The sequence below is a fragment of the Shewanella sp. 10N.286.51.B2 genome, assembly GCF_041469265.1.
In the GTDB taxonomy this organism is placed as follows: domain Bacteria; phylum Pseudomonadota; class Gammaproteobacteria; order Enterobacterales; family Shewanellaceae; genus Shewanella.
This window is the reverse complement of record NZ_JBFRKH010000007.1, coordinates 1-22,734: the sequence shown is the minus strand read 5'-3', so window position 1 is coordinate 22,734 and position 22,734 is coordinate 1. Positions and strand designations below refer to the sequence as shown.

The window sequence follows — 22,734 nt, the reverse complement described above, 5'->3', positions numbered from 1 at the left end:
CGTTTAGGGTTTATTTTTAACTTACCGTGTTTGATGTGCTAGTGAAAGCACCAACAAACGCATTTATCAAAAATAGCATAAAAACCAAGCAAGATTATTACTTTAAAGCATCTTTAGTAGGTTTAAATGAATAAACGACATAATTAAAAACATTATATCATTAGTCGCTGACAATTTGACATTAAGCTTCATTAACATAAATAAACTGTCAGGCAGGCTAATTTATTATTTTTCAAAAACTGGTTATTTTTTAGGGTACATCATATAGCTATTAGGGTGGCCATCTTGTTTTAGCTGCACTAATACTTTATTCGCTAAATAACGCTGTCCAATTGGCCCGAGTTGTAGGCGATAAAAGCCATTAGCCGCTTCAACTTTTGCCGGCACTTGGTACTTTTGTTCAAGCTCTTTTGCCAGCACATTAATCCGCAGCAGATCTTTAGAGGCCACCACTTGAATAAAATGCACGCTGGAGTCTTTTAGTTCATCTAGTGCCATTGATTCTGGTGACTCAATATGAATGGCTTCAATGCTGACTTTAGCGGTGCCTTGCTGCAACATACCAATTTTGTAGGCCGCTGCGTAGGATAAATCAATGATGCGCCCTTCATGGAATGGGCCACGATCATTGACTCTGACAATCACTTGTTTGTTATTAGCCTCATTAGTGACTCGCACATAACTTGGTAATGGCAAGGTTTTATGGGCTGCTGACATGGAGTACATATCATAGGTTTCGCCGTTTGATGTTAGGTGACCATGAAACTTTGACCCATACCAAGATGCGCCGCCCGTTTGTTTAAAACCTTTCGCGCTCGACATCACCTGATATGACTTGCCGCGCACAGTATAGTTTTGCTGGTTTCCTTGGCGACTATAGGGCTCATACTTTGGGTGGGCATCTTCAACCTTACTGACATCGGGGGCACTTTTAGGGGCGCGATCATCTTTGAGCTGATAGCGGTCATCTTGGCTAGTTGGCGTCGGTGAACTTGAACACGCAGCCAATGCACCGCACAACCCAACCACGGCGAGACTAATGAGTGACTTTTTTAGCATGTCATATTTAATGTGACAGTTTATTTGACCGTTCATGTGAGTGCGCATCTTATTTTTTGTCATGTGCAGGGGCTGCACCTGAGTGGTACGCAGCTGCTAATTGCTGGCTAAATTGATATACCGCCATGGCATATAGTGGGCTGCGATTGTAGCGGGTAATCACATAAAAGTTATTAAGCCCTAACCAGTAGTCTGTTGCTTTGGGTTGCTCAAGTTTGATCAGTAATGCAGATTGCGAAGCATCAATATCTTTGGCAACCGCTAGGGATAAACTTGGGGTCAAGATATCAGCCACAGTTTGTGTCGGCTTGCCTTTAAGCCATACCTTGGCTTTAGGCGCGGTTTCAACGGTGTGATTTAATTTAAGGGCAACAGGTGCGCCTTTTTTCCAGCCGTGTTGGTGGAAATAATTAGCAACACTACCAATAGCATCCGGCTTACTATTCAATAGATCTCGGCGGCCATCACCGCTGAAATCAACCGCGTAGTGACGATAGCTTGAAGGAATAAACTGGCCATAACCCATAGCGCCAGCGTAAGAGCCTTTAAGATTGTCATTATCTAATTGCTCTTCTTTAATTAATGACATCAGGTTGCCAAATTCTTTCCTGAAAAAGGTGGCTCTAGGAGGATAGTAAAAGCCTAATGTATACAGCGCATCTTGTACTTTATAGTTACCCATGTAGCCGCCGTAGTAGGTTTCGATACCGATAATGGCAACAATGATTTGCGGGTCAACTTGGAATTTTTCTGAGGCCTGCTTGATGGTTTCAGCATTTTGTTGCCAAAAGGCTAAGCCTTTTTCTAAACGGGAGTCAGTTAAAAAGATGGGATAGTATTGGTGCCAAGGTTTGGCTTCCCAAGGTTTGGAAATAGCATCAAGTACGGCTTGATTATGATTAGCAGATGATAAGAATTGCTGAACTTCTTGTTCGGTAAAGCCCTTGCTCACTTGTTCAGTGATAAAAGCCTGTTTTAGTGCGCTAACTTCTTGCTCTGTTGGCGGCGTTGGCGCCGCAAAAAGTGTTGTTGAACTGAGAAGTAATGCCAGCGCTGTTGCGATTTTAGTTGTTATTTGCATTTAAGGTCCTGTGTAATTGGACTACCGCTAAGTGATGTCAATTCAGCTGTGCGGCAGTTTTCCTTATTAAGTTATTTCATTAGGTTTGGCTGGGATTACCTATCCACAAAGCGTCTATGGGTTTGAATACTCATCAGAATGCCAAAACCTATCATCAATGTCATCATCGAGGTGCCGCCATAACTGATTAAAGGTAAGGGCACTCCCACAACAGGTAAGATGCCAGATACCATACCAATATTGACGAAAATATAAACAAAGAAGGTTAAGGTAATACTGCCTGCCAGTAAGCGAGCAAAGGAGGTTTGCGCTCGCGATGCGATAACCAAGCCGCGGCCGATGATATACATATACAGGGCAAGTAACAGTAAACTGCCGATCAGGCCAAACTCTTCACCGATAACAGCAAAGATAAAGTCGGTATGGCGCTCTGGTAAAAACTCAAGTTGTGATTGTGAGCCTTGCAGCCAGCCTTTACCCCATAGACCACCTGAGCCAATGGCGATTTTCGATTGAATAATATGATAACCCGCGCCGAGAGGGTCGCGCTCAGGATCAAACAAGGTCATCACCCTAGTGCGCTGATAGTCGTGCATTAAGAAGTACCACAGTACCGGTAAAAAGGCTAAAACCGCGGTCACACAACTGCCGACAATTACCCAGCTCATGCCTGATAAAAACAGCACAAAAATCCCCGAAGCGGCGACCAAAATTGAGGTGCCTAAATCAGGTTGCTTAGCAATCAGTAACGTAGGAATTAGCAGAATAACCAAACCACCGGCTAAATAACGTTTTTTCGGTGGTAGCGGAAATTTACTGATGTACCACGCCATAGTAATAGGGAAGGCGAGTTTGATAAGTTCTGATGGCTGAAACTCCATAAAGCCTAAGTTTAGCCAGCGCTGTGCGCCCTTATTAATGGTGCCAAAAAAGTGTACCCCAAGCAGTAGGATGATACCTGCCACGTAAATAGGTAAAGCCCAGCGCCTGAGAATTTCAGGGTTTATTTGGGCAAAGATAAACATGACAAATAATGACAAGCCAAAGCGGGTTAATTGCCTTTCCATCATGGCAAAGTCTTCACCGCTGGCAGAATAAATCACAAACAAGCCAAAAATCATTAGCGCGAGTAGGCCCAACAATAACGGTAAGTCTATGTGTAGTTTTTGCCAAATAGTCTGTTTGTGTGGGTGGTGTGAGGTATTCATTGTTCCACCATCCATTGATCTCGTAACATGTATTCATCCAATAGCGCCCGGGCGACAGGTCCAGCATTGACTCCGCCCCAGCCAGCATTTTCAATAACCACCGCGAGAACAATCTTAGGGTTTTCATAAGGCGCGTAGGCAATAATTAAGGCGTTATCTCGTAAAAACTCTGACACGGTATCAGCATCGTATTTTTCATCTTGGGCAACACTAAATACCTGCGCAGTACCGGTTTTCATTGCTGCGGTATATTTGGCATCAGTAAAGCGAGACTTATCAGCCGTTTTTCGCATCGCTTCGTTAATGATTTCCCAGTTATTATCATCGTTTAATTTTATTGGTTCACGCTCATCAATCGGGGTATCGATTTTAGCGGTGTCATCTTTAAATGATTTTAATAAATGCGGCGTATAACGGGTGCCGTGATTGGCTAAAATGGTGGCGGCATTAGCAAGCTGTAATGGTGTTGAGGTCCAGTAGCCTTGACCAATACCCACCGAAATCGTATCACCAATATACCAAGGCTGATTGTAACGCATGCGCTTCCAATCTTTTGATGGCATGATGCCGTTAGCTTCTTCGTAGATATCAATGCCACTTGATTCGCCAAAACCAAATTGGTTCATGAAATCAGCAATCTTATCGACACCGACTTTATAGGCTAAGTCATAAAAGAAGGTATCACAGGAGTCCATGATGGCACTGTATACATCAACCCAGCCGTGGCCCCAGCGTTTCCAGTCGCGGTATTTACGTTCGACATTGGGGATTTGCCAAAAGCCTGGATCCCAGATGCGGGTTTTTTCGCTAATGGCTTTTTGTTCTAAGCCCAGTAGTGCAATATGCGGTTTTACTGTTGATGCTGGTGAGTATTGGCCTTGGGTTGCACGGTTGATAAGAGGGCGTGATTTATCGTTTAGTAGTGCGTTATACGCCTTGCTGCTAATACCGTGAACAAATAAATTAGGGTCATAACTTGGGCTTGATACCATCGCAAGTACGCCGCCATCTTGTGGATCGATTGCAACCACTGAGCCGCGGCGACCATCTAATAGTTCCATAGCTTTTTGCTGTAGTTTTAAATCTAAGGTGAGGTAAATATCTTGCCCAGGCGTTGGCGGGGTCACCTTCAAGGTGCGGATCACGCGGCCACGGTTATTCACTTCTTCTTCAAGGTGACCAGGGGTGCCTAATAATAGGCTCTCATAGAACTTTTCAATCCCCTGTTTGCCAATATCATTAGTGGCGGCGTAATTTTTCCAGGTACCCGATTTTTCAAGAGATGCGCGATCACGGGTGTTAATTTTACCCACATAACCCAATACGTGAGTCATCAAATCTTCATAGGGATAATGGCGTTTAAGGCCTGCTTCGACTCTAAAACCGGGGAATTGATGTTGGTTAACACTGAATGCGGCAACTTGCTCTTCAGTTAATCGGCTTTTGATGGTTAATGGTTTAAAGCGGCGATGATAACGTAATCTTTCAGTGATACTTTCACGCTCTTCTTCAGTAAGGGCAATAACCTCATTGAGTTTATCTAGGGTCGCAGTAATATCTTTAGACTTTTCTGGGATGACTTCTAGGGTATAAAACGGCTGGTTTTCAGCAAGCAGTTGGCCGTTACGGTCGTAGATTAAGCCGCGACTCGGGGCTACGGGCACAACGCGGATACGGTTGTCATTAGAGCGGGTTTCATAATCAGTGTATGAGACAACTTGCAGTTGATAAAGGTTAGACAGTAAAACACTGATGAGAATAAACACGCACAGGAAAGTGAACAAAGCACGACGTTTGAATAGCGACGCCTCGGCAGCGTGGTCGTGCATGGCAATGCGCTTTTTTGGCGACACTTAAGCTTTCTCCGATGAGATTCAGGCTAATAAATTCAGATTTGTTATATTAGCTGAATTAGCTTTGCTTTTACCAGAGCCTTGACCAATAAGGTTTACTCTCTATGGTAGGGGTGGTTGTTATTTATACTCCATGCTCGATAAAGGCTTTCGGCAACCAGTACTCGAACTAATGGATGGGGCAAAGTGAGGGCGGATAAACACCAGCTTTGGCTTGCAGCAGCTTTGCATGCTGGCGCAAGACCTTCAGGACCGCCAATCAATAAACTGACATCACGGCCATCAAGCTGCCATTTGCTGAGTTGCTCGGCAAGTTGTGGGGTTTCCCAGTTCTTACCAGGCAAGTCTAGGCTTACAATGTGATTGCCTTTGGGTACTGCTGCTAGCATTAGTTCGCCTTCTTTTTGAAGAATGCGTGCTATATCAGCATTTTTACCGCGCTTTCCTGCGGGGATCTCAATCAACTCTAACGCCATATCACGAGGAAAACGACGTTGGTATTCTTCAAATCCGCGGGTTACCCAATCTGGCATCTTGGTGCCAACAGCAATCAGTTGTAACTTCATTATGCGTTGTTTTCAGACCATAGTTTTTCTAGATCATAAAACTCACGTGTTTGGTCTTGCATTACATGTAAGATTACGCCACCTAGATCAACCAGTACCCATTCACTGCTCTCACGACCTTCAACACCTAATGGTTGTAAGCCTGCAGTTTTAGATTCAACGATCATATTTTCCGCAATTGCGCGAACGTGTGTTTTTGATGTGCCAGAGCAAATAACCATAAAATCAGTGATTTGTGATTGTTCTGCAACGTCTAATACCACAACGTCTTTGGCTTTCAGGTCATCGATTTTATCGATAACAAAATCTTTTAATTCCGTGCTCTGCACGTCACTTACCTCGATATATAAAAATAACGGGGCATTATACGCAAAATACCTATGCGAGCGCAATTGAAGCTGAAATTGATTTTAACAGCAGCGATTTTTGAGGCGGGAATTACGAGGGGTTAACGGTAAAGTTGATGTTGTAAAATATAGGCTTGGATGCACGCTGGGAGTTTTTTATTTAATGAGCCTTTTGCTAATTTCAAAGAGCCATCAGCGGAAAAATGAGTGCTTTGTGCGAGTAGTTTAGTGCTTTGGGTGGGTAAGTGAGTTTCGTTAGCCATTAACTGAGTCAGCTGCGCCCTTATTTCAGTAGAGGAGATATCTTGCAAGGTCACTTCAACTGGGAATATATTGCCAACTTTAGCCTCAATCGACTCAGCTTGCTGACAATCTACTTGCTTTTGTTTAAGCAGTTGCATCATCGGATGGTCATGGCTCGCTGACCAACCAGGGCGGCGACAAACCACCAAATGGCACAGGGCAAATAATTGCTGCCATTGATACCATGACGCTAGCTGAATAAAAGAGTCTGTGCCCATTATGAAATAAAATTGATGCTGGGGATAACGCTGGGTTAATAACTCAAGAGTGGTCACAGTGTAAGATGGACTATCACGATTAATTTCGATATCACACACTTCAAGCTCATCATATTGCTGACAAACTAACTCAGCCATAGCTAAGCGTTGCTCACTGCTAACTTTAGTGGTTTGTTTGTGAGGCGGGATATGATTAGGCATTAGCCAAATTTTGTCTAAATTGAGCTGTTGTTTTACTTCAATGGCAGGTTTGATATGACCATAATGAATGGGATCAAAGGTGCCGCCTAAAATCCCAATCTTCATGTTTGCAGTTCTATATGGGCTAATCGTCTGTGGGCATTAGGATCAAATAACAGACTTAAATGGCTGATAGCGGTCCAATCTTCTACCCCATGCTGCTTGAGGTTGCGCTCAATTTTTGAGGCAAAGGCTAGCATGTGTTCGATTTGACTGAGGCTCAGTCGGGTTAATGCCGCTTGATAAAAGGGTTTACGCTTATCCCAAATACGATGTTTAGACCATAAACTATTCAGTTGCTCGCCTTGCTCTACTGCAGATTTTAAACTGAGTAATACATTTAACTCTTTAAACAATGCCCACATTAGAATTGGCATCGCAGTGCCTTCAGCATTAAGCTGTACCAACATATGCTGGGCATGTTTTTGGTGGTTTCCTAGTAGCGCATCGGTTAACTGAAACACAGTAAAGCGCGACTGATCTTCAAAATAATCGTTTAAATGATCGCTGTGGATTGGCTTATCAGGGCTGAGTAATTGCAATAATTGCAAGGCTTGCTCAGCAGCTAACAAATTACCTTCAAACAAGTTAAACAGCATGGCTTTGGCGTCCATCTGCACCTGTAACTTGTAAAAATGAATGCGATTATCTAACCAGCGCTGGAACTGTTTCCCTTCAGGGGTAGCGCAAGGTAAATAAATACCGTCGTTATCAAGGGATTTAAACCATTTGCTTTTGGTTTCAGCAGATATCTTTGGCCCATGGATAATCAGAATAATATCCGGATTAGGATTTTGCATCATGGCTGTTAACGCTGCCGAACCTTCGGTGCCAGGTTTTGCTTGGGGAAGCGTCAACTCGATGATGCGGCGACTGGCAAATAAACTCATTGATTGCCACTCTTGTTGCAAATCATTCCAGCTAAAGCTGTTGTCTTGAGTTAAATGTACCCGCTCTTCAAAACCTTGTTTTTTAGCCGCGCTGAGAATTTGTGCTTTGCAGTTTTCAATTAACCATGGGTCGTCACCAAAGAGTAAATAACAACCATGGAGTGTTTTGAGATGCTGATTTAATTGATCTGGGTAAACCCGCATCAATTCACCTCGATTGAGGCCAGAGTTTGGATAATATTATCAGCCGCTTGAATACGCATTTCTTTGACTAACATTTCCATTTCTCGGCTTTTTGCTAGTGCTGTACGCGGATCGTCTTGATAATCACGGCGAATTTCAGATACGAATCGCTGTGGCTCGCTGCCTGGGAACATAACAGTGTAATTAACCACATAAATAAGCTCATACTCAGCTACGTTACCCGTAGGATATAAAGACAGGGTAGCACGCTCTAGTGAGTCATTGATGAGGCTTAAAGTGGGTGCTTCATCTGATGCGGGTACGGTTGCCACACGGTGAATACGTAAGCGTTCATTAACTAGACGGGTCAGTTCACTGTATTGGTCATTGGAACGCAGGTGCAATTCTTCAAGTTCGGCAGGAATTGAATAGCTACGTTGTAATTTAAAGCCGCAACCAGCACTGGTCATAATGACGAGCGCCAACAAGGCCAAGTTAATGCGTTTAATTAGCATCACTGTTTTTGGCATCCTTTAACTGTACATGCATAAGATGGGTATTAGGTTACATCTTTAACTTTATGAAGGCGACGAATGACGAGGCTAATTGCTTGTCATTTGTCACCTTCAAGCTATCGTTACTTATAAATGATTAATTAGCAACGATGTTTAGCAGTTTGCCTGGTACATAAATCACTTTGCGTACGGTGACGCCATCAGTGAATTTTTGTACGTTTTCATCAGCTAAACCTAGGGCTTCTACTTCTTCTTTAGCAGCATCTGCAGCTACTGTGATTTTAGCACGCAGCTTACCGTTAACTTGCACGATAATCAGTTTGCTGTCTTCAACTAGTGCTGACTCATCAACTGTTGGCCATAGGCTATCTTCGATATCAGTTTGGTTACCTAAGGCTGTCCACATGCTGAAACAAGTATGTGGGATGATTGGGTAAAGCAAACGTGTTACTGCTGATAATGCTTCTTGCATCAGGGCTCTGTCTTGCTCATTAGCAGACGGGGCTTTTTGCAACTTGTTCATCAGTTCCATGATAGCGGCAATGGCGGTATTGAACATTTGACGGCGTTCAACATCATCACTGACTTTAGCAATGGTTTTATGTAATTCACGACGAAGTGCTTTTTGATTGTTATCAAGTGCTTTAGGGTCAAGTTCAACCACATCACCTTGAGCGATATGATCATGAGCTGTTTTCCAGAAACGCTTAATGAATCGATGTGCGCCTTCAACGCTTGATTCTTGCCACTCAAGGGTTAACTCAGGTGGGGCTGCAAACATCATGAATAAACGCACGGTGTCAGCACCGTATTTATCAACCATTTCTTGTGGGTCGATACCGTTATTCTTAGACTTAGACATCTTGCTCATGCCGGTATAAACCAGTTCATGACCTTCACTGTCTACCGCTTTTACTACACGGCCTTTATCGTCAGTTTCTTGTACTGTAACGTCAGATGGTGAAACCCAAACGCGGGCGCCTTTCTCGTTGTTATAGTAATAAGCATCAGCCAATACCATACCTTGAGTCAGTAAGCGTTTGGCTGGCTCATCAGAGTCAACTAAACCAATATCACGTAGCAACTTGTGGAAGAAGCGGAAGTATAGCAAATGCATACAAGCATGCTCGATACCGCCAATATATTGATCCACTGGTAACCAGTAGTTTGCTTTAGCAGGATCAAGCATTTGATCTGCATGGGGGCTACAGTAACGGGCGTAATACCAAGATGATTCCATAAAGGTATCAAAGGTATCAGTTTCACGCAGTGCTGGCTGGCCATTTACCGTGGTTTTAGCCCACTCTTTGTCAGCTTTTATCGGGCTTTGAATACCATCCATTACCACATCTTCAGGTAATACAACCGGCAGTTGCTCAGCTGGTGTTGGCATTACAGTGCCATCTTCAAGCGTAACCATAGGGATAGGAGCGCCCCAGTAGCGTTGACGCGATACCCCCCAGTCACGCAGACGGAAGTTCACTTGACGCTTACCTTTACCTTCAGCAGTCAGTTTGGCATCAATAGCATCGAATGCAGCTTGGAACTCTAAACCGTCAAACTCACCTGAATTAAATAGCACGCCTTTATCAGTAAAGGCAGCTTCACTGATATCCACATCGCTATCAGCAGGCTTGATCACAGCTTCAATGGTTAAACCGTATTTTTTAGCAAACTCATAATCACGTTGGTCATGGGCTGGAACTGACATTACTGCGCCAGTACCGTAGTTCATTAATACAAAGTTACCGACCCAAATAGGCACTTCTTTGCCGGTTAATGGGTGGATTGCATTAAGACCGGTCGCAACGCCTTTCTTTTCCATTGCAGCCATAGCCGCTTCGGTAGTATCAACGTTTTTACATTCTTCAATGAATGCAGCAAGCTCAGGGTTATTCTTTGCTGCAGCTTCAGCAAGAGGGTGACCACTGGCAATTGCAACATAGGTTACGCCCATCACGGTATCAGGACGAGTGGTATAGATATCAAAGCTATCGTCACTGCCAGCAACACCGAAAGTCATTTCAATCCCTTCACTGCGGCCAATCCAGTTACGTTGCATCGCCTTAACTTGCTCAGGCCATTCATCTAACTTATCGATATCGTTTAATAGCTCTTCAGCGTAATCGGTGATTTTAATGAACCACTGAGGGATTTCTTTTTGAACCACCTCAGTGTCACAACGCCAACAGCAACCGTCTTGTACTTGCTCGTTAGCCAGTACTGTTTCATCGTTTGGACACCAGTTAACTGAGGCGGTCTTTTTGTAGACTAAGCCTTTTTCAAATAACTGGGTGAAGAACCATTGTTCCCACTGGTAATACTCAGGGGTGCAAGTCGCGATTTCACGACTCCAATCATAACCAAAGCCTAATAGCTTAAGTTGGTTCTTCATGTAGTCGATATTTTCATAAGTCCATGGCGCAGGCGCAGTCTTATTATTGATTGCGGCATTCTCTGCAGGTAGACCAAATGAGTCCCAACCGATAGGTTGTAACACATTTTTACCTTGCAAACGTTGGTAACGAGCAACAACATCACCTATGGTGTAGTTACGCACGTGTCCCATGTGAAGTCGGCCTGATGGATAAGGGAACATAGAGAGACAGTAAAATTTCTCTTTGTTTGCATCTTCAGTTACTTCGAAGGTTTTTTTGTCTTCCCAGTGCTTTTGCACCAAGGCTTCAATTTCTGAGGGATTATATTGCTCTTGCATCACTCTATTCCGGCCAATGCCGCCCATTGTTTGATCTAGCGCTAAAAAGCGCGAGTAAGATCTGCATAGAATAAACTAGAAGTGATGCATTAAAAAGGTTCAGATGAAGGAGTATTTACTATGAGTGGACGAAGTTCAGCGTTATTAGCACTATATAAGACGCTTTTTGAGCAAGTTAAGAAACAATATGATGAAGATAACTCATTGACGGCAAAGAGCCTTTTTGCTTCTGTGACCCAGTGTAAAGATTATTTGCAATTAAAGTCAGCCGCCGATGCCGAGGAGCTTGCTTTAGCAGAAGATTTTTTAAAGCGTGACATCGCCAGCTACATAAAAGAGGAAAATGCCGATAACCTCAGTTTTAGCCCAACTGTCATTGGTATTGAAAACACCTTATGGCACTGGCTGGGTGAAATTACTGATCGCAGCCAAGTAGAGTGGCATGAAATTGCCCAAGACTTTAAGCATCAGGGTTTTTATATGTCAGGGGAGGTGATTAACCAAGGTAAAGTGATTTGTACTGAGTGTAATCATGAAATGAAAATTGAATTCCCCAGTATTATTCCAGATTGCCCACAATGCGATAATGAAATGTTCACTCGAGAAGCGCTAACGCCTTAAAGCGCTGCCTATTTCAAACAATAGCACGATTTTAGAGATTGTTTGAGACAGCAACTATGCTAGCTGACTTAAGTGGCATAGTGTTTTACGTTTTATGTTTATGTAATAGTGTTTTACGGCTTATGTTTATGTAATAGTGTTTTATGGCTTATGTTTATGCAATAGTGTTTTATGGTCAATTTTTATCGATTAACTGAGTTTAAAGCGCATATTTAGCAACCCGAGGTGCTAACTTGGTATGTTGGCGGGTTAGCTTCACTACTGGCCTGGGTGTACAAAAAATAGCAGTTGTCATCACGCACATCACCATCGTCATTGAGATCATATCCAATATAGGTTTCAGGTGCACCTCGATATTGGATTTCCCAATCGTCCATCGACACAATCCATTTTTCGATATCAGTATTATCAAGATAACCGTTTATTAAACGGGTATTGAAACTGCCATCGCCTTCTAAATCGATATCGGTTAAATCATCACGACCTGGAACACTTCGGGTAGAAATACTGGGCATTTGCGTGCGTGCATAAACGAGGGTATTAGCTGCTTTAACGCTGCTCTGTAATTGTGATAATGCGTTAATTCGGGCTTCAGTGGCAAAGTTGATAAACTTTGGCGCAGCAATAATGGCAATGACGGCCAAAATGATAATGACCACCACTAACTCAATTAATGTAAATCCATTTGGATTGAATATATTTGGCTTAACTGGCAATGCTTGCTGCAATCATGGCCTCCTTGCTATTTTTTTCTGCCTTTGTTTAATAATAGTTGATATATAAAACTAAATAAAATTATCAAGCTACATAATATGAGTAACGGTGTTTGGCCTATTCGCTTAAACCAAGTTTCACCGTCATATAAGGCAACGTCAGCCACTAATACTCCAGATTTGAACTGTGGCAGTTGGTGAGTAATACGGCCTTTAATATCGACCACAGCGGTAACACCGTTGTTGGTGGCTCTGACTAAGGGGCGCCCCAACTCAATTGCGCGCATTTGGGCTATTTCCATGTGTTGCAGTGGCCCGATAGAGTCACCAAACCAGGCATCATTAGACACTGTGAGTAAAAAATCAGTGTCTTTATTCACATTGGCGCGTAATTGCTCAGGAAAGACGATTTCGTAGCATAAAGCCGGTGCCACTTGATAGCCTAAAGCATTAAGGTTTTTTTGCTCATAGGTGCCACGTGCAAAAGATGACATGGGTAAATTAAAAAACGGGGCTATTGGGCGTAAAAGGCTTTCAAAAGGGACAAACTCACCTATTGGTAATAGATGATGTTTCTTGTAATCATTAATGCCACTTCCAACGTAATCGCCCTCAGTCTGCTGAGGATGATAGGCATTGCCCAATACAATTAATGAGTTATAAAAGTCATTTTGTTGCATGCTAATAATACCGGTAATGATGGCGCTATTATTTAAATTAGCCACCTTGTCGGTATTATGTAAAAAGTCTGCCACCATAGCTTCAGGCGCTGGAATCGCGGCTTCAGGCCAAATGATGATATCAGCATCAAAATTAGGCCGACTTAAATCCATATACTTGAGTAAAGTTGGCCATAGTGCGTCAGGCTCCCACTTCATACTTTGCTCAATATTGCCTTGTACTAAAGCCACTTTAACCGTTTCATTTCGTGGGCTTATGTCGGAGATGTGCGGCGCAAGGTAAGTGCTGATAAATATCAAAGAGAATATGATGATAACACTGGCAAAACGTTGATATAACACCAGTGCGATACTGCCACAAACCAGTGCGATAACATAACTTAAGCCTAATGCGCCAATTATACTGCCAAGCTCTGACAATGGCCCTTGGGTTTGACTGTAGCCTGCCCATAACCAAGGGAAACCTGTGAGAACCCAACCGCGCATCCACTCGGTAAATACCCACAGTGCGGGGAATAACCCTAAGTAACGAAAATAAACTTGCCAGCCTTGAGTTTGCTGATATTGGGACAGTTTCGCAGTGAGATAACCTGCTAGCGCTGGAAATAAGGCCAGATAAAGCGCCAATATTGCCATTAATGCCATTGATACTATTAGCGGTAAACCACCAAAGGTATCAATGCTGACATGTACCCAACTAATGCCAAATGCAAAACAGCCAAAGCCGAAGCTTAACCAATGAAAGAAGTTTTCTTTCGGGGTTAGGCTGCGACTTTGCCATAAAACAAATAGCATTGCTGCGGGGTAAAAAGCCCAAATAGCGTAGGGGGCAAAAGCAAGTGTGGTTGAAGCACCTGCAACAAATGCAGTCACCATTTTAATCACTGATGACTTGGAAAGTTTATTTTTTAGCACAGAGTTAGTCGTCGAGTTCTTCTAGCAGTTTTTGATCGGGTAACTTCACACTAAGTTGAATTAAACGTCTGGTGTCAGCATTGGTGACTTTAAACTCGATATTATCGATAACGACAGTTTCATTTCGCTCTGGTAAGTGACCAAATGCGTGTGAAACTAAGCCGCCTACGGTATCAAATTCTTCGTCGCTAAATTGGGTGCCACAAGCGTCATTAAATTCATCAATCGGTGTACGTGCTTTAATCATAAACACGGTGTTACTGATCTTTTTGATTTCGGTATCTTCTACTGAACTATGATCGAACTCGTCTTCGATTTCACCGACGATTTCTTCTAAGATATCTTCAATCGTCACTAGGCCGGATACACCGCCATATTCATCGACCACGATGGCCATATGATATCGCTGGGAGCGGAATTCTTTTAGCAGTACATCAACGCGTTTGCTTTCAGGCACAACAACCGCAGGCCTGATGACTTGATGCAATGAGAAAGGTTGAGCTGATTGTTTGAAACCATATTTAAGTAAATCTTTTGCAAGCAAAATACCTTCAATATGATCTTTATCCTCGTTGACCACAGGAAAACGGGAGTGTGCAGACTCAATGACTGTTTCTAGTAGCTCTTCAACAGTGCTATCGATTTGCAATGTGACTATTTGGCTTCGAGGGATCATGATGTCGCGTACCCGCAACCCTGATACTTCTAATACGCCATTCATCATTTCGCGGGTGTCTTCAGTAATTAAAGAGCGCTCTTCTGCGCCAGCAATTACATCAACTAAGTCTTCGCGATTTTGAGGTTCGCCCTGAAACATCTGACTAATTTTGCCAATCCAGTTCTTCTTACGGGCGTTGGTACTCGGTGGGATGTCGTCACTCATAATATTTTACTAAATCAAAATCAGCATGTTATATGCAGTCGTCTGATTTATTTACGCTTCCTTATATGGATTTGAAAAACCTAAGCCTTCAATGAGTTGAGTCTCTAATGACTCCATTTCTTCAGCTTCATTATCGATAATATGGTCATAGCCTAGTAAATGCAAGCAGCCGTGAATAACCATATGGGCCCAATGTGCGACAAGGGGCTTATTTTGTTGATTTGCTTCAAGTTCTACCACCTCAGCACTAATGATGAGATCGCCTAATAGCGGTAACTCAATCCCTGGAGGCGCTTCAAAGGGGAAAGACAATACATTAGTCGGCTTGTCTTTACCACGGTAAGTATTATTAAGTTGCTGGCTTTCAGTATTTTCAACAATTCTGATGGTCAGTTCAGCTTGCGCCATAGTGTTACCAAGGGCTGTCGCTACCCATAGCTCAAATTCACTTCGGCTGGGGAGCTTACTGCTGTCAGTAACGGCAATTTGCAGATCTAAATCAAGTTTAAGACTCATTATTTATTGCTCCGTCTTTACTGATCTCGTTGGCGTTAACGTCCACATTGGCCATTTGTTCATTAAAGGCCGTTTGACGTTGTTTATACTGGCGCTCTTTTTCAGCTTTTTGTGCTAGCTCTTTTGAATCAAAGGCTTCATAAGCTTCGACAATTCTTGCCACAATCGGATGACGCACCACATCTTGAGACATAAAGAAGTTGAAGCTGATTTCATCGACCTCACTCAATACTTCAATGGCTTGGCGAAGCCCTGATTTTTGACTGCGAGGCAAATCTATCTGGGTAATATCACCGGTGATCACCGCTTTCGAGTTAAAGCCGATACGGGTTAAGAACATTTTCATTTGCTCAACAGTAGTATTTTGGCTTTCATCCAATATAACAAACGCATCATTTAGGGTTCGACCACGCATATAGGCTAAAGGCGCGACTTCAATAATATTACGTTCAAGTAGCTTTTCAACTTTCTCAAAGCCCATCATTTCAAATAAGGCATCATAAAGCGGGCGTAAATAGGGATCGACTTTCTGACTTAAATCCCCTGGTAAAAAACCTAATTTTTCGCCAGCCTCAACAGCTGGGCGGGTAAGGAGTATTCGTCTTACTTCTTGTCTTTCAAGGGCATCAACAGCTGCGGCAACTGCTAAAAAGGTTTTACCGGTACCGGCAGGTCCCACACCAAAGGTAATGTCGTGTTTGGCCATATTCGCCACATACACAGACTGGTTTGGATTGCGAGGTTTGATGATGCCGCGTTTAGTTTTGATATGCAGGGTGTCATCTTCAGCCGATGATTCAGCTTCGAGGTTAATGACCTCCTGAATGGCTAAATGCACTCGCTCTGGCTCTAAATCTGGGGTGCTACCTTTAACAGTTTGGGTTTCAATGTATAGCTGTTTCAGTAAATTATTAGCATTAAAGGCATGTCTTGGCAGGCCAACGATTTTGAAATGATTATTCTTATGGATAATCTCAACACCTAAACGACGTTCAAGCTGTTTAATGTTGTCATCATATGGACCACATAATGAGGCAATTCTTCGAGTTTCAGCAGGCTCGAGGTATAAATTCATGGTAGTAACTTTAGTGGACAAAAATAATGCTCCAAAAGAAAAAGAATGCGAATAGGTATAAAAGTTAAAATACCACGGTATTAAATGAAAAGCACAATAAAGGCGGCTCGAGGCCGCCTTTATTAAATAATGATAAACCCGTTTTATGGCTAAATTAGCTGCCTGGGGTAAATTGGCTTACACCAATATCATCATCAGTTTTGTGTTTGGCTACGATATCTGACGGACGTAAACTTCGACGTAAATCCATCTCGTCTTCGCCACGAATAAATACGCCGCGCAGCGAGTTTGTATATACATCAACAATTTCAACATCCACAAAACCGCCAATACACTTAGGATCAGCTTCAAAGTTCACTACGCGGTTATTTTCAGTACGGCCGCGAAGCTCCATAGGGTTCTTAACTGAAGGGCCTTCAACTAAAATACGTTGAACAGTGCCTAACATTTGGCGGCTGTAGCGCATGGCTTGTTGGGTAATACGGTCTTGTAAAATCGCTAAGCGCTTTTTCTTTTCTTCCATGGTGACATCATCTGGCAAATCAGCCGCTGGTGTTCCTGGACGGGCGCTGTAGATAAAGCTAAAGCTGTGGTCAAAACTGACATCTTCAATCAACTTCATGGTGTCTTCAAATTCAGCATTTGACTCACCAGGGAAGCCGACAATGAAGTCGGAACTGATTTGGATATCAGGGCGCGCTTTACGTAAACGACGAATAATTGATTTATATTCAATTGCCATATGACCACGTTTCATATTAGTTAGAATGCGGTCTGATCCCGATTGCACTGGTAAATGTAAGAAACTCACCACTTCAGGGGTGTCTTCATAAACATCGATAATGTCTTGTGAAAACTCAATGGGGTTACTCGTTGTGTAACGCACACGGTCGATACCATCAATTGATGCCACTAGACGCAATAACTCTGCGAAGGTGCAAATATCATCATCATGGGTAGCACCGCGAAACGCATTCACGTTTTGACCAAGCAGGTTTACTTCACGTACACCTTGTTCAGCAAGTTGTGCGATTTCTAAAATGACATCATCAACCGGGCGGCTAACTTCTTCACCGCGGGTGTACGGCACTACGCAGAATGAACAGTATTTACTGCAGCCTTCCATAATAGACACAAACGCCGATGGACCGTCAGCGCGAGGCTCAGGTAGGCGATCGAATTTTTCAATTTCAGGAAAGCTCACATCAATAACTGCTTTATCGCCATTATTAATTTGGGTGATCATCTCAGGTAAGCGATGTAAGGTTTGTGGGCCAAAAATAATATCAACGCACTGAGCACGTTCTTTAATGGCTTTACCTTCTTGTGAGGCAACACAACCACCTACACCGATAATTAGATTAGGTTTTTTGTCTTTGAGGGTTTTCCAGCGACCAAGCTGATGAAACACTTTTTCCTGCGCTTTTTCGCGAATTGAACATGTGTTTAGTAGCAGTACGTCTGCTTCTTCAGCATCCTCAGTCAAGGTATAACCTTGATAATCGTCCAGCAAGTCAGCCATTTTAGATGAATCATATTCATTCATCTGACAGCCCCAGGTCTTTATGTGTAGTTTTTTACTCATCAGTTACGCCGTTCTATTACCACAGAAAAATAGCCGAGTATTTTAACTGCACAAAGGCTCGCTGGCTAGCCTTTGTGCACACTTAAGCGGCATTATTCTGAAATGACTAATACCCCTATATTTTCAGGGTGTTTATCTATTTGGGCTAACTCATTTGATTGATTGGTAAAATAGCCAAATTGTTTCGCCATTGTGACGTTATCTTGTCTTGCTTGAACAATTATTTTTTGCGCTAGCTCTCTATTAAACTGCGTAAGCATTTCCGTGGTTTGTTGATATAAGGCATAATCGAAGGATGAACGGTGAATAACCGTAATGGTTTCCATCGGTTGTACTTCGGCTTGTGCTGTCATTGGCATAATGGCTGCGCCAGCAACAAGCCCTGCAAGTAGCGGCATAGTATAGAGTGACTTAGTAAACTTTTTTACATAACTCATTAACGTATTACGGCTGCTTGTTAGTGATTTAAGGGTTCCATTATTAGATTGTACATAGGTGCTTTGACTGAACATACTATCCTCTCTTACCTTGGCATTTAAGGGGTTGGTTGCAAGGCATGTCATACTAGACAGTCTCAGTATAAGGTAAGGTTTGGTGGTCAAAGTTTAATCAGTGTAAGCAAGTGTTGCTCAAACTCAAGATAGCAACATATCGATACGATTGAGGCGTTACAGACATCTTTGTACATAGTTTCAATGACACTTATTGGCATAATAATCGTCACAGTCAATGTTGTTTCAGTATTACAGCTTTTTTAAAGGTAAATAGACAATGCATCAAGCATCGAATGTAGTTGAACATGATGTCGTCATCGTTGGCGGAGGTATGGTGGGCGCAGCTGTAGCTGTGGGGTTAGGTCAGCTTGGCTTAAATGTTGCCATGGTTGAAGCATTCGCGCCTAAAGCCTATTTACCTGAGCAGCCCTTAGACTTACGCGTATCAGCTATTAGTGTGGCCTCTGAGCAATTACTCGAACGCTTGGGCGTAATGGAGCAATTACGCACTATGCGTCATGTGGCCTATAAAGGTTTAGAAACCTGGGAGCTCGATGATTGCATTACCCGTTTTCATGCTGATCAGATCGATGAATCACATCTGGGCTATTTTTTTGAGAACCGCTTAATTCAACTGAGTCTGTGGCAGCAAATTGAAAAGATGGACAATGTGCATTGTTATTGCCCTGATAGCGTTGCTAAGTTCGAGCGTATTGAAATGAGCAATAGTGACGTAAAATCATTGTCTCAAGGAATTAAAGCGACCCTTAAAAGTGGCGTTGAATTACATGCATCATTATTAGTTGGCGCAGATGGGGCTAACTCACAAGTAAGACAATGGGCCGGTATTGGTATTACTGGCTGGGATTATGCTCAGTCAGCCATGCTCATTAATGTTGAAACTGACACCGCGCAGCAAGACATAACTTGGCAACAGTTTACCCCTCAAGGGCCACGCTCATTACTGCCATTACCGGGTAATAACGCCTCATTAGTATGGTATGACAGTAATAGTCGCATTAAGCAGCTTATGCAGCTCAATCATAAACAACTGGCTGAGCAAATTAAGCTTAACTTTCCATCAAGGCTTGATGAGAACTTTACCGTTATAGCTAGAGGCAGTTTCCCGCTCACAAGACGTCATGCCCAAGATTATTGCCAAGATAATATTGTGATTTTAGGTGATGCAGCCCATACCATTAACCCGCTTGCAGGGCAGGGCGTCAATATTGGTTTTAAAGATGTCGATGTATTGATTGCAACCATTGCCGATGCAGTAGGCAATGATAAACCTTGGTGGACAGCATCTTGTTTAAAGCAGTATCAATGCAAACGTTATAGCGATAATTTATTGATGATGTCAGCAATGGATGCATTCTATGCAGGCTTTAGTAATGATTTATTACCAATAAAACTGTTAAGAAATGGGTTGTTGAAACTGGCAAACTACGATAATCCGATCAAACAGAAAGTGCTTAAATACGCATTGGGTTTAGCGTAACTTATTCTATTTAATCAGCAATCACGCCTTCCCCCACCACGCAATTTCTAATGGCGGTTAACTATATTCACTGTGAACTTTTTCACAGTGAGGTTATCCCCATTCTGTCTAATTATCACAGTGTATTTGTTGAGTTCAGTTTTGAGTGTTAAAATGCCGCACTTTAGCGCCTTCAAATCACAAAATCTTAGTCTATAACTATTAAGATGGATAAATGATATTGAAGATAACGCAGTCATTTAACCACTGAAATTGAGTGCTAATGAGTCAAATAAAACTAATTGTCGGCCTTGCTAACCCAGGTGCAGAATACGCCCACACTCGTCATAATGCGGGTGCATGGTATGTACAAGAGTTAGCGCGTTTATGTGGCGCCACCTTAGCGCCAGACAGTAAATATTTTGGCTTAACCGCCAGAGTCACTATTGATGGTAAAGATGTGCGTCTACTTATACCTACTACGTTTATGAATTTAAGCGGTAAGTCAGTGGGCGCATTAGCGAACTTTTTTCGTATTTTACCTGAAGAGATATTAGTGGCCCATGATGAGCTTGATATGGAGCCGGGCGTTGCCAAGTTTAAATTGGGCGGTGGTCATGGTGGTCATAACGGCTTAAAAGATATTATTGCTAAGCTTGCCAATGAAAAAGGCTTTTACCGATTACGTATTGGTATTGGTCACCCTGGAGATAAAAACCGCGTCAGTGGTTATGTCTTAGGTAAAGCGCCAGCGAGCGATCAAGAAAAGATGGACGCAGCAATAGATGAAGCGGTGCGTTCAACTGAAATATTGTTTAAACAAGACATGGCGAAAGCGATGCACCGATTACACACATTCAAAGCGCTCTAATTAGCCGCGCTTTGATTATTGATTTGACACAACTTACCACTTCCTAGGTGAGTTTAATTATATAAAGGTAAAAATATGGGTTTTAAATGCGGCATTGTGGGTTTGCCAAATGTTGGTAAGTCAACACTATTTAATGCGTTAACTAAAGCAGGAATCGAAGCTGCTAACTTCCCGTTTTGTACCATTGAGCCAAATACGGGTGTGGTTCCAGTACCTGATCCACGTTTAGATGCATTAGCAGCGATTGTTAATCCAGAACGTATTTTACCGACTACAATGGAATTTGTGGATATTGCAGGTTTAGTTGCTGGCGCATCAAAAGGTGAAGGTTTAGGTAACAAGTTCCTAGCTAACATTCGTGAAACGGATGCCATTGGTCACGTTGTACGTTGTTTTGAAGATGACAACATCGTTCATGTTGCTAACAAGGTTGACCCTGCAGGCGATATTGATGTTATCAACACTGAACTTGCGTTAGCGGATTTAGACAGCTTAGAGCGTGCTATCTTCCGTCAGCAAAAGCGCGCTAAAGGCGGCGACAAAGATGCTAAGTTTGAAGTAGAAGTACTTGAAAAAATGCGTCCAACTTTAGATGAAGGCCAAATGCTGCGTTCATTAGAGTTAAGCAAAGAAGAAATGGCTGCAATTGCCTACCTTAACTTCTTAACCCTAAAGCCAACCATGTACATTGCTAACGTATCTGAAGATGGATTTGAGAATAACCCACATTTAGATGCTGTTAAAGCCATTGCCGCGACAGAAAACGCCGTGGTAGTTGCAGTATGTGCTGCTATTGAGTCTGAGCTTGCTGAGATGGACGCTGAAGAGCGTGATGAGTTTATGGCAGACCTTGGTCTTGATGAGCCAGGGCTTGATCGCGTTATTCGTGGTGGTTATGAATTATTGGACTTACAGACTTACTTTACTGCAGGTGTAAAAGAAGTAAGAGCATGGACTGTGCCAGTAGGCGCCAGTGCGCCACAAGCTGCTGGTGTGATCCACACCGACTTTGAGCGTGGCTTTATTCGCGCCCAAGTAATGGCCTATGATGACTTTATCGAGTTTAATGGTGAAGCAGGTGCTAAAGAAGCAGGTAAGTTACGCGTAGAAGGTAAAGCTTATATCGTTAAAGATGGCGATGTAATGCATTTCTTATTCAACGTATAAATAGTATTTGCAGACTTTAATTAGTCAAACAAGCGGTCGAGGTTAACTTTTTTGGTCAAATATGCCGATTTGCTACGCAGTTTGGTGAACTTATAGCCGAACAGTGCCAATTGATGAAAATAGCTAAAAAAAGCAGTTGACCTCGATACGCTGAATAAGCATAATACGCCCCGTCCTCACGACGAGGGCAACGAAAGATAAAGTGGCAATGTAGCTCAGCTGGTTAGAGCACAGCATTCATAATGCTGGGGTCGCAGGTTCAAGTCCCGCCATTGCTACCATCTTCTCAAGATGTCAAACTAGAGATTCGCTGGTTAGTTAAGGCCGCAAGGTTTTAGAAATATGACTGGCTACCTTCTCAAGGTTAAATGAGCATCGTGTTCTGGATGTTAAACAGAGTCAGTGCGGGAGTGGTGGAATTGGTAGACACGCCAGATTTAGGTTCTGGTGCCGTAAGGTGTGAGAGTTCAAGTCTCTCTTCCCGTACCATTATATAGAAAGGCTGGCATTAGCGGGTTTTTCGAAAAAGCTTTAGATTGGGATATCGCCAAGTGG

At 42.8% G+C, this 22,734-nt stretch carries 21 protein-coding genes and 2 tRNA genes; 6 read left to right on the top strand and 17 right to left on the bottom strand.

What is annotated here, in order from left to right:
• Window positions 1–243: 243 nt before the first annotated feature.
• From AB4140_RS01300 to leuS, 10 genes are all read right to left on the bottom strand, one after another.
• A complete protein-coding gene (locus tag AB4140_RS01300; protein WP_102439167.1) occupies window positions 244–1,059 on the bottom strand; it encodes a septal ring lytic transglycosylase RlpA family protein in 816 nt (271 codons plus the stop codon).
• A 49-nt stretch (window positions 1,060–1,108) separates the two neighbouring features.
• Entirely contained in the window at window positions 1,109–2,140 is a 1,032-nt protein-coding gene (gene mltB / locus AB4140_RS01295) for a lytic murein transglycosylase B (RefSeq protein ID WP_371999464.1), read from the bottom strand.
• Window positions 2,141–2,235: 95 nt separating this feature from the next.
• Complete coding sequence (gene rodA / locus AB4140_RS01290; protein ID WP_102477087.1) at window positions 2,236–3,348, bottom strand: rod shape-determining protein RodA; 1,113 nt, start codon at window positions 3,346–3,348, stop codon at window positions 2,236–2,238.
• Window positions 3,345–5,201 carry a penicillin-binding protein 2 gene (gene mrdA, locus AB4140_RS01285; protein ID WP_102477088.1) on the bottom strand — a complete coding sequence of 619 codons (1,857 nt, stop codon included), beginning with the start codon at window positions 5,199–5,201 and terminating at the stop codon, window positions 3,345–3,347. Before mrdA ends, rodA begins: the two co-directional genes overlap by 4 nt.
• 95 nt (window positions 5,202–5,296) lie before the next feature.
• A complete protein-coding gene (rlmH, locus tag AB4140_RS01280) occupies window positions 5,297–5,767 on the bottom strand; it encodes a 23S rRNA (pseudouridine(1915)-N(3))-methyltransferase RlmH (RefSeq protein ID WP_076543100.1) in 471 nt (156 codons plus the stop codon).
• A complete protein-coding gene (rsfS, locus tag AB4140_RS01275; protein WP_076543101.1) occupies window positions 5,767–6,096 on the bottom strand; it encodes a ribosome silencing factor in 330 nt (109 codons plus the stop codon). The genes rlmH and rsfS overlap by 1 nt, the downstream gene beginning before the upstream one ends.
• A gap of 119 nt (window positions 6,097–6,215) precedes the next feature.
• Entirely contained in the window at window positions 6,216–6,941 is a 726-nt protein-coding gene (nadD, locus tag AB4140_RS01270; protein WP_102438995.1) for a nicotinate-nucleotide adenylyltransferase, read from the bottom strand.
• Window positions 6,938–7,969 carry a DNA polymerase III subunit delta gene (holA, locus tag AB4140_RS01265; protein WP_102438993.1) on the bottom strand — a complete coding sequence of 344 codons (1,032 nt, stop codon included), beginning with the start codon at window positions 7,967–7,969 and terminating at the stop codon, window positions 6,938–6,940. The genes nadD and holA overlap by 4 nt, the downstream gene beginning before the upstream one ends.
• The gene (gene lptE, locus AB4140_RS01260) at window positions 7,969–8,463 is read right to left on the bottom strand and encodes an LPS assembly lipoprotein LptE (protein WP_371999542.1); all 495 of its coding nucleotides are present in this window, start codon (window positions 8,461–8,463) and stop codon (window positions 7,969–7,971) included. Before lptE ends, holA begins: the two co-directional genes overlap by 1 nt.
• A gap of 136 nt (window positions 8,464–8,599) precedes the next feature.
• The gene (gene leuS / locus AB4140_RS01255) at window positions 8,600–11,179 is read right to left on the bottom strand and encodes a leucine--tRNA ligase (protein WP_102439165.1); all 2,580 of its coding nucleotides are present in this window, start codon (window positions 11,177–11,179) and stop codon (window positions 8,600–8,602) included.
• 120 nt (window positions 11,180–11,299) lie between these two features.
• Here leuS and AB4140_RS01250 point away from each other — a divergent pair, with 120 nt between their 5' ends.
• Window positions 11,300–11,800, top strand: coding sequence for a zinc ribbon-containing protein (locus AB4140_RS01250; protein ID WP_076543105.1), 501 nt, complete (start codon window positions 11,300–11,302; stop codon window positions 11,798–11,800).
• 212 nt (window positions 11,801–12,012) lie between these two features.
• On the opposite strand, the gene AB4140_RS01245 is transcribed toward AB4140_RS01250, so the two are convergent.
• The 7 genes from AB4140_RS01245 to AB4140_RS01215 form a co-directional block, all read right to left on the bottom strand.
• Window positions 12,013–12,528, bottom strand: coding sequence for a prepilin-type N-terminal cleavage/methylation domain-containing protein (locus AB4140_RS01245; protein ID WP_102520819.1), 516 nt, complete (start codon window positions 12,526–12,528; stop codon window positions 12,013–12,015).
• A 14-nt stretch (window positions 12,529–12,542) separates the two neighbouring features.
• Window positions 12,543–14,069: an apolipoprotein N-acyltransferase gene (lnt, locus tag AB4140_RS01240; protein ID WP_102532072.1), complete on the bottom strand. Its 1,527-nt coding sequence runs from the start codon at window positions 14,067–14,069 to the stop codon at window positions 12,543–12,545.
• Between the two features lie 43 nt (window positions 14,070–14,112).
• Window positions 14,113–14,991, bottom strand: a complete 879-nt coding sequence (gene corC, locus AB4140_RS01235) for a CNNM family magnesium/cobalt transport protein CorC (RefSeq protein ID WP_102438987.1) — start codon at window positions 14,989–14,991, stop codon at window positions 14,113–14,115.
• Window positions 14,992–15,042: 51 nt separating this feature from the next.
• On the bottom strand, window positions 15,043–15,507 hold the full coding sequence (gene ybeY, locus AB4140_RS01230) for an rRNA maturation RNase YbeY (RefSeq protein WP_102477091.1): 465 nt from the start codon (window positions 15,505–15,507) through the stop codon (window positions 15,043–15,045).
• Window positions 15,497–16,603 (bottom strand): PhoH family protein, encoded by a 1,107-nt coding sequence (locus AB4140_RS01225; RefSeq protein ID WP_102438983.1) that lies wholly within the window; start codon window positions 16,601–16,603, stop codon window positions 15,497–15,499. Before AB4140_RS01225 ends, ybeY begins: the two co-directional genes overlap by 11 nt.
• A gap of 133 nt (window positions 16,604–16,736) precedes the next feature.
• Window positions 16,737–18,167 carry a tRNA (N6-isopentenyl adenosine(37)-C2)-methylthiotransferase MiaB gene (miaB, locus tag AB4140_RS01220; protein WP_102438981.1) on the bottom strand — a complete coding sequence of 477 codons (1,431 nt, stop codon included), beginning with the start codon at window positions 18,165–18,167 and terminating at the stop codon, window positions 16,737–16,739.
• A 92-nt stretch (window positions 18,168–18,259) separates the two neighbouring features.
• On the bottom strand, window positions 18,260–18,679 hold the full coding sequence (locus tag AB4140_RS01215) for a hypothetical protein (RefSeq protein ID WP_102438979.1): 420 nt from the start codon (window positions 18,677–18,679) through the stop codon (window positions 18,260–18,262).
• A 259-nt stretch (window positions 18,680–18,938) separates the two neighbouring features.
• Here AB4140_RS01215 and AB4140_RS01210 point away from each other — a divergent pair, with 259 nt between their 5' ends.
• The 5 genes from AB4140_RS01210 (at window position 18,939) to AB4140_RS01190 (ending at window position 22,668) form a co-directional block, all read left to right on the top strand.
• On the top strand, window positions 18,939–20,162 hold the full coding sequence (locus tag AB4140_RS01210; protein WP_102438977.1) for an FAD-dependent monooxygenase: 1,224 nt from the start codon (window positions 18,939–18,941) through the stop codon (window positions 20,160–20,162).
• Between the two features lie 262 nt (window positions 20,163–20,424).
• Window positions 20,425–21,012, top strand: coding sequence for an aminoacyl-tRNA hydrolase (gene pth, locus AB4140_RS01205; protein WP_102438975.1), 588 nt, complete (start codon window positions 20,425–20,427; stop codon window positions 21,010–21,012).
• Window positions 21,013–21,087: 75 nt separating this feature from the next.
• Window positions 21,088–22,179: a redox-regulated ATPase YchF gene (gene ychF, locus AB4140_RS01200; RefSeq protein WP_102438973.1), complete on the top strand. Its 1,092-nt coding sequence runs from the start codon at window positions 21,088–21,090 to the stop codon at window positions 22,177–22,179.
• A 204-nt stretch (window positions 22,180–22,383) separates the two neighbouring features.
• Window positions 22,384–22,460: transfer RNA gene (locus AB4140_RS01195), tRNA-Met, on the top strand.
• A 123-nt stretch (window positions 22,461–22,583) separates the two neighbouring features.
• A tRNA-Leu gene (locus AB4140_RS01190) sits at window positions 22,584–22,668 on the top strand.
• The last annotated feature ends 66 nt before the right edge of the window (window positions 22,669–22,734 follow it).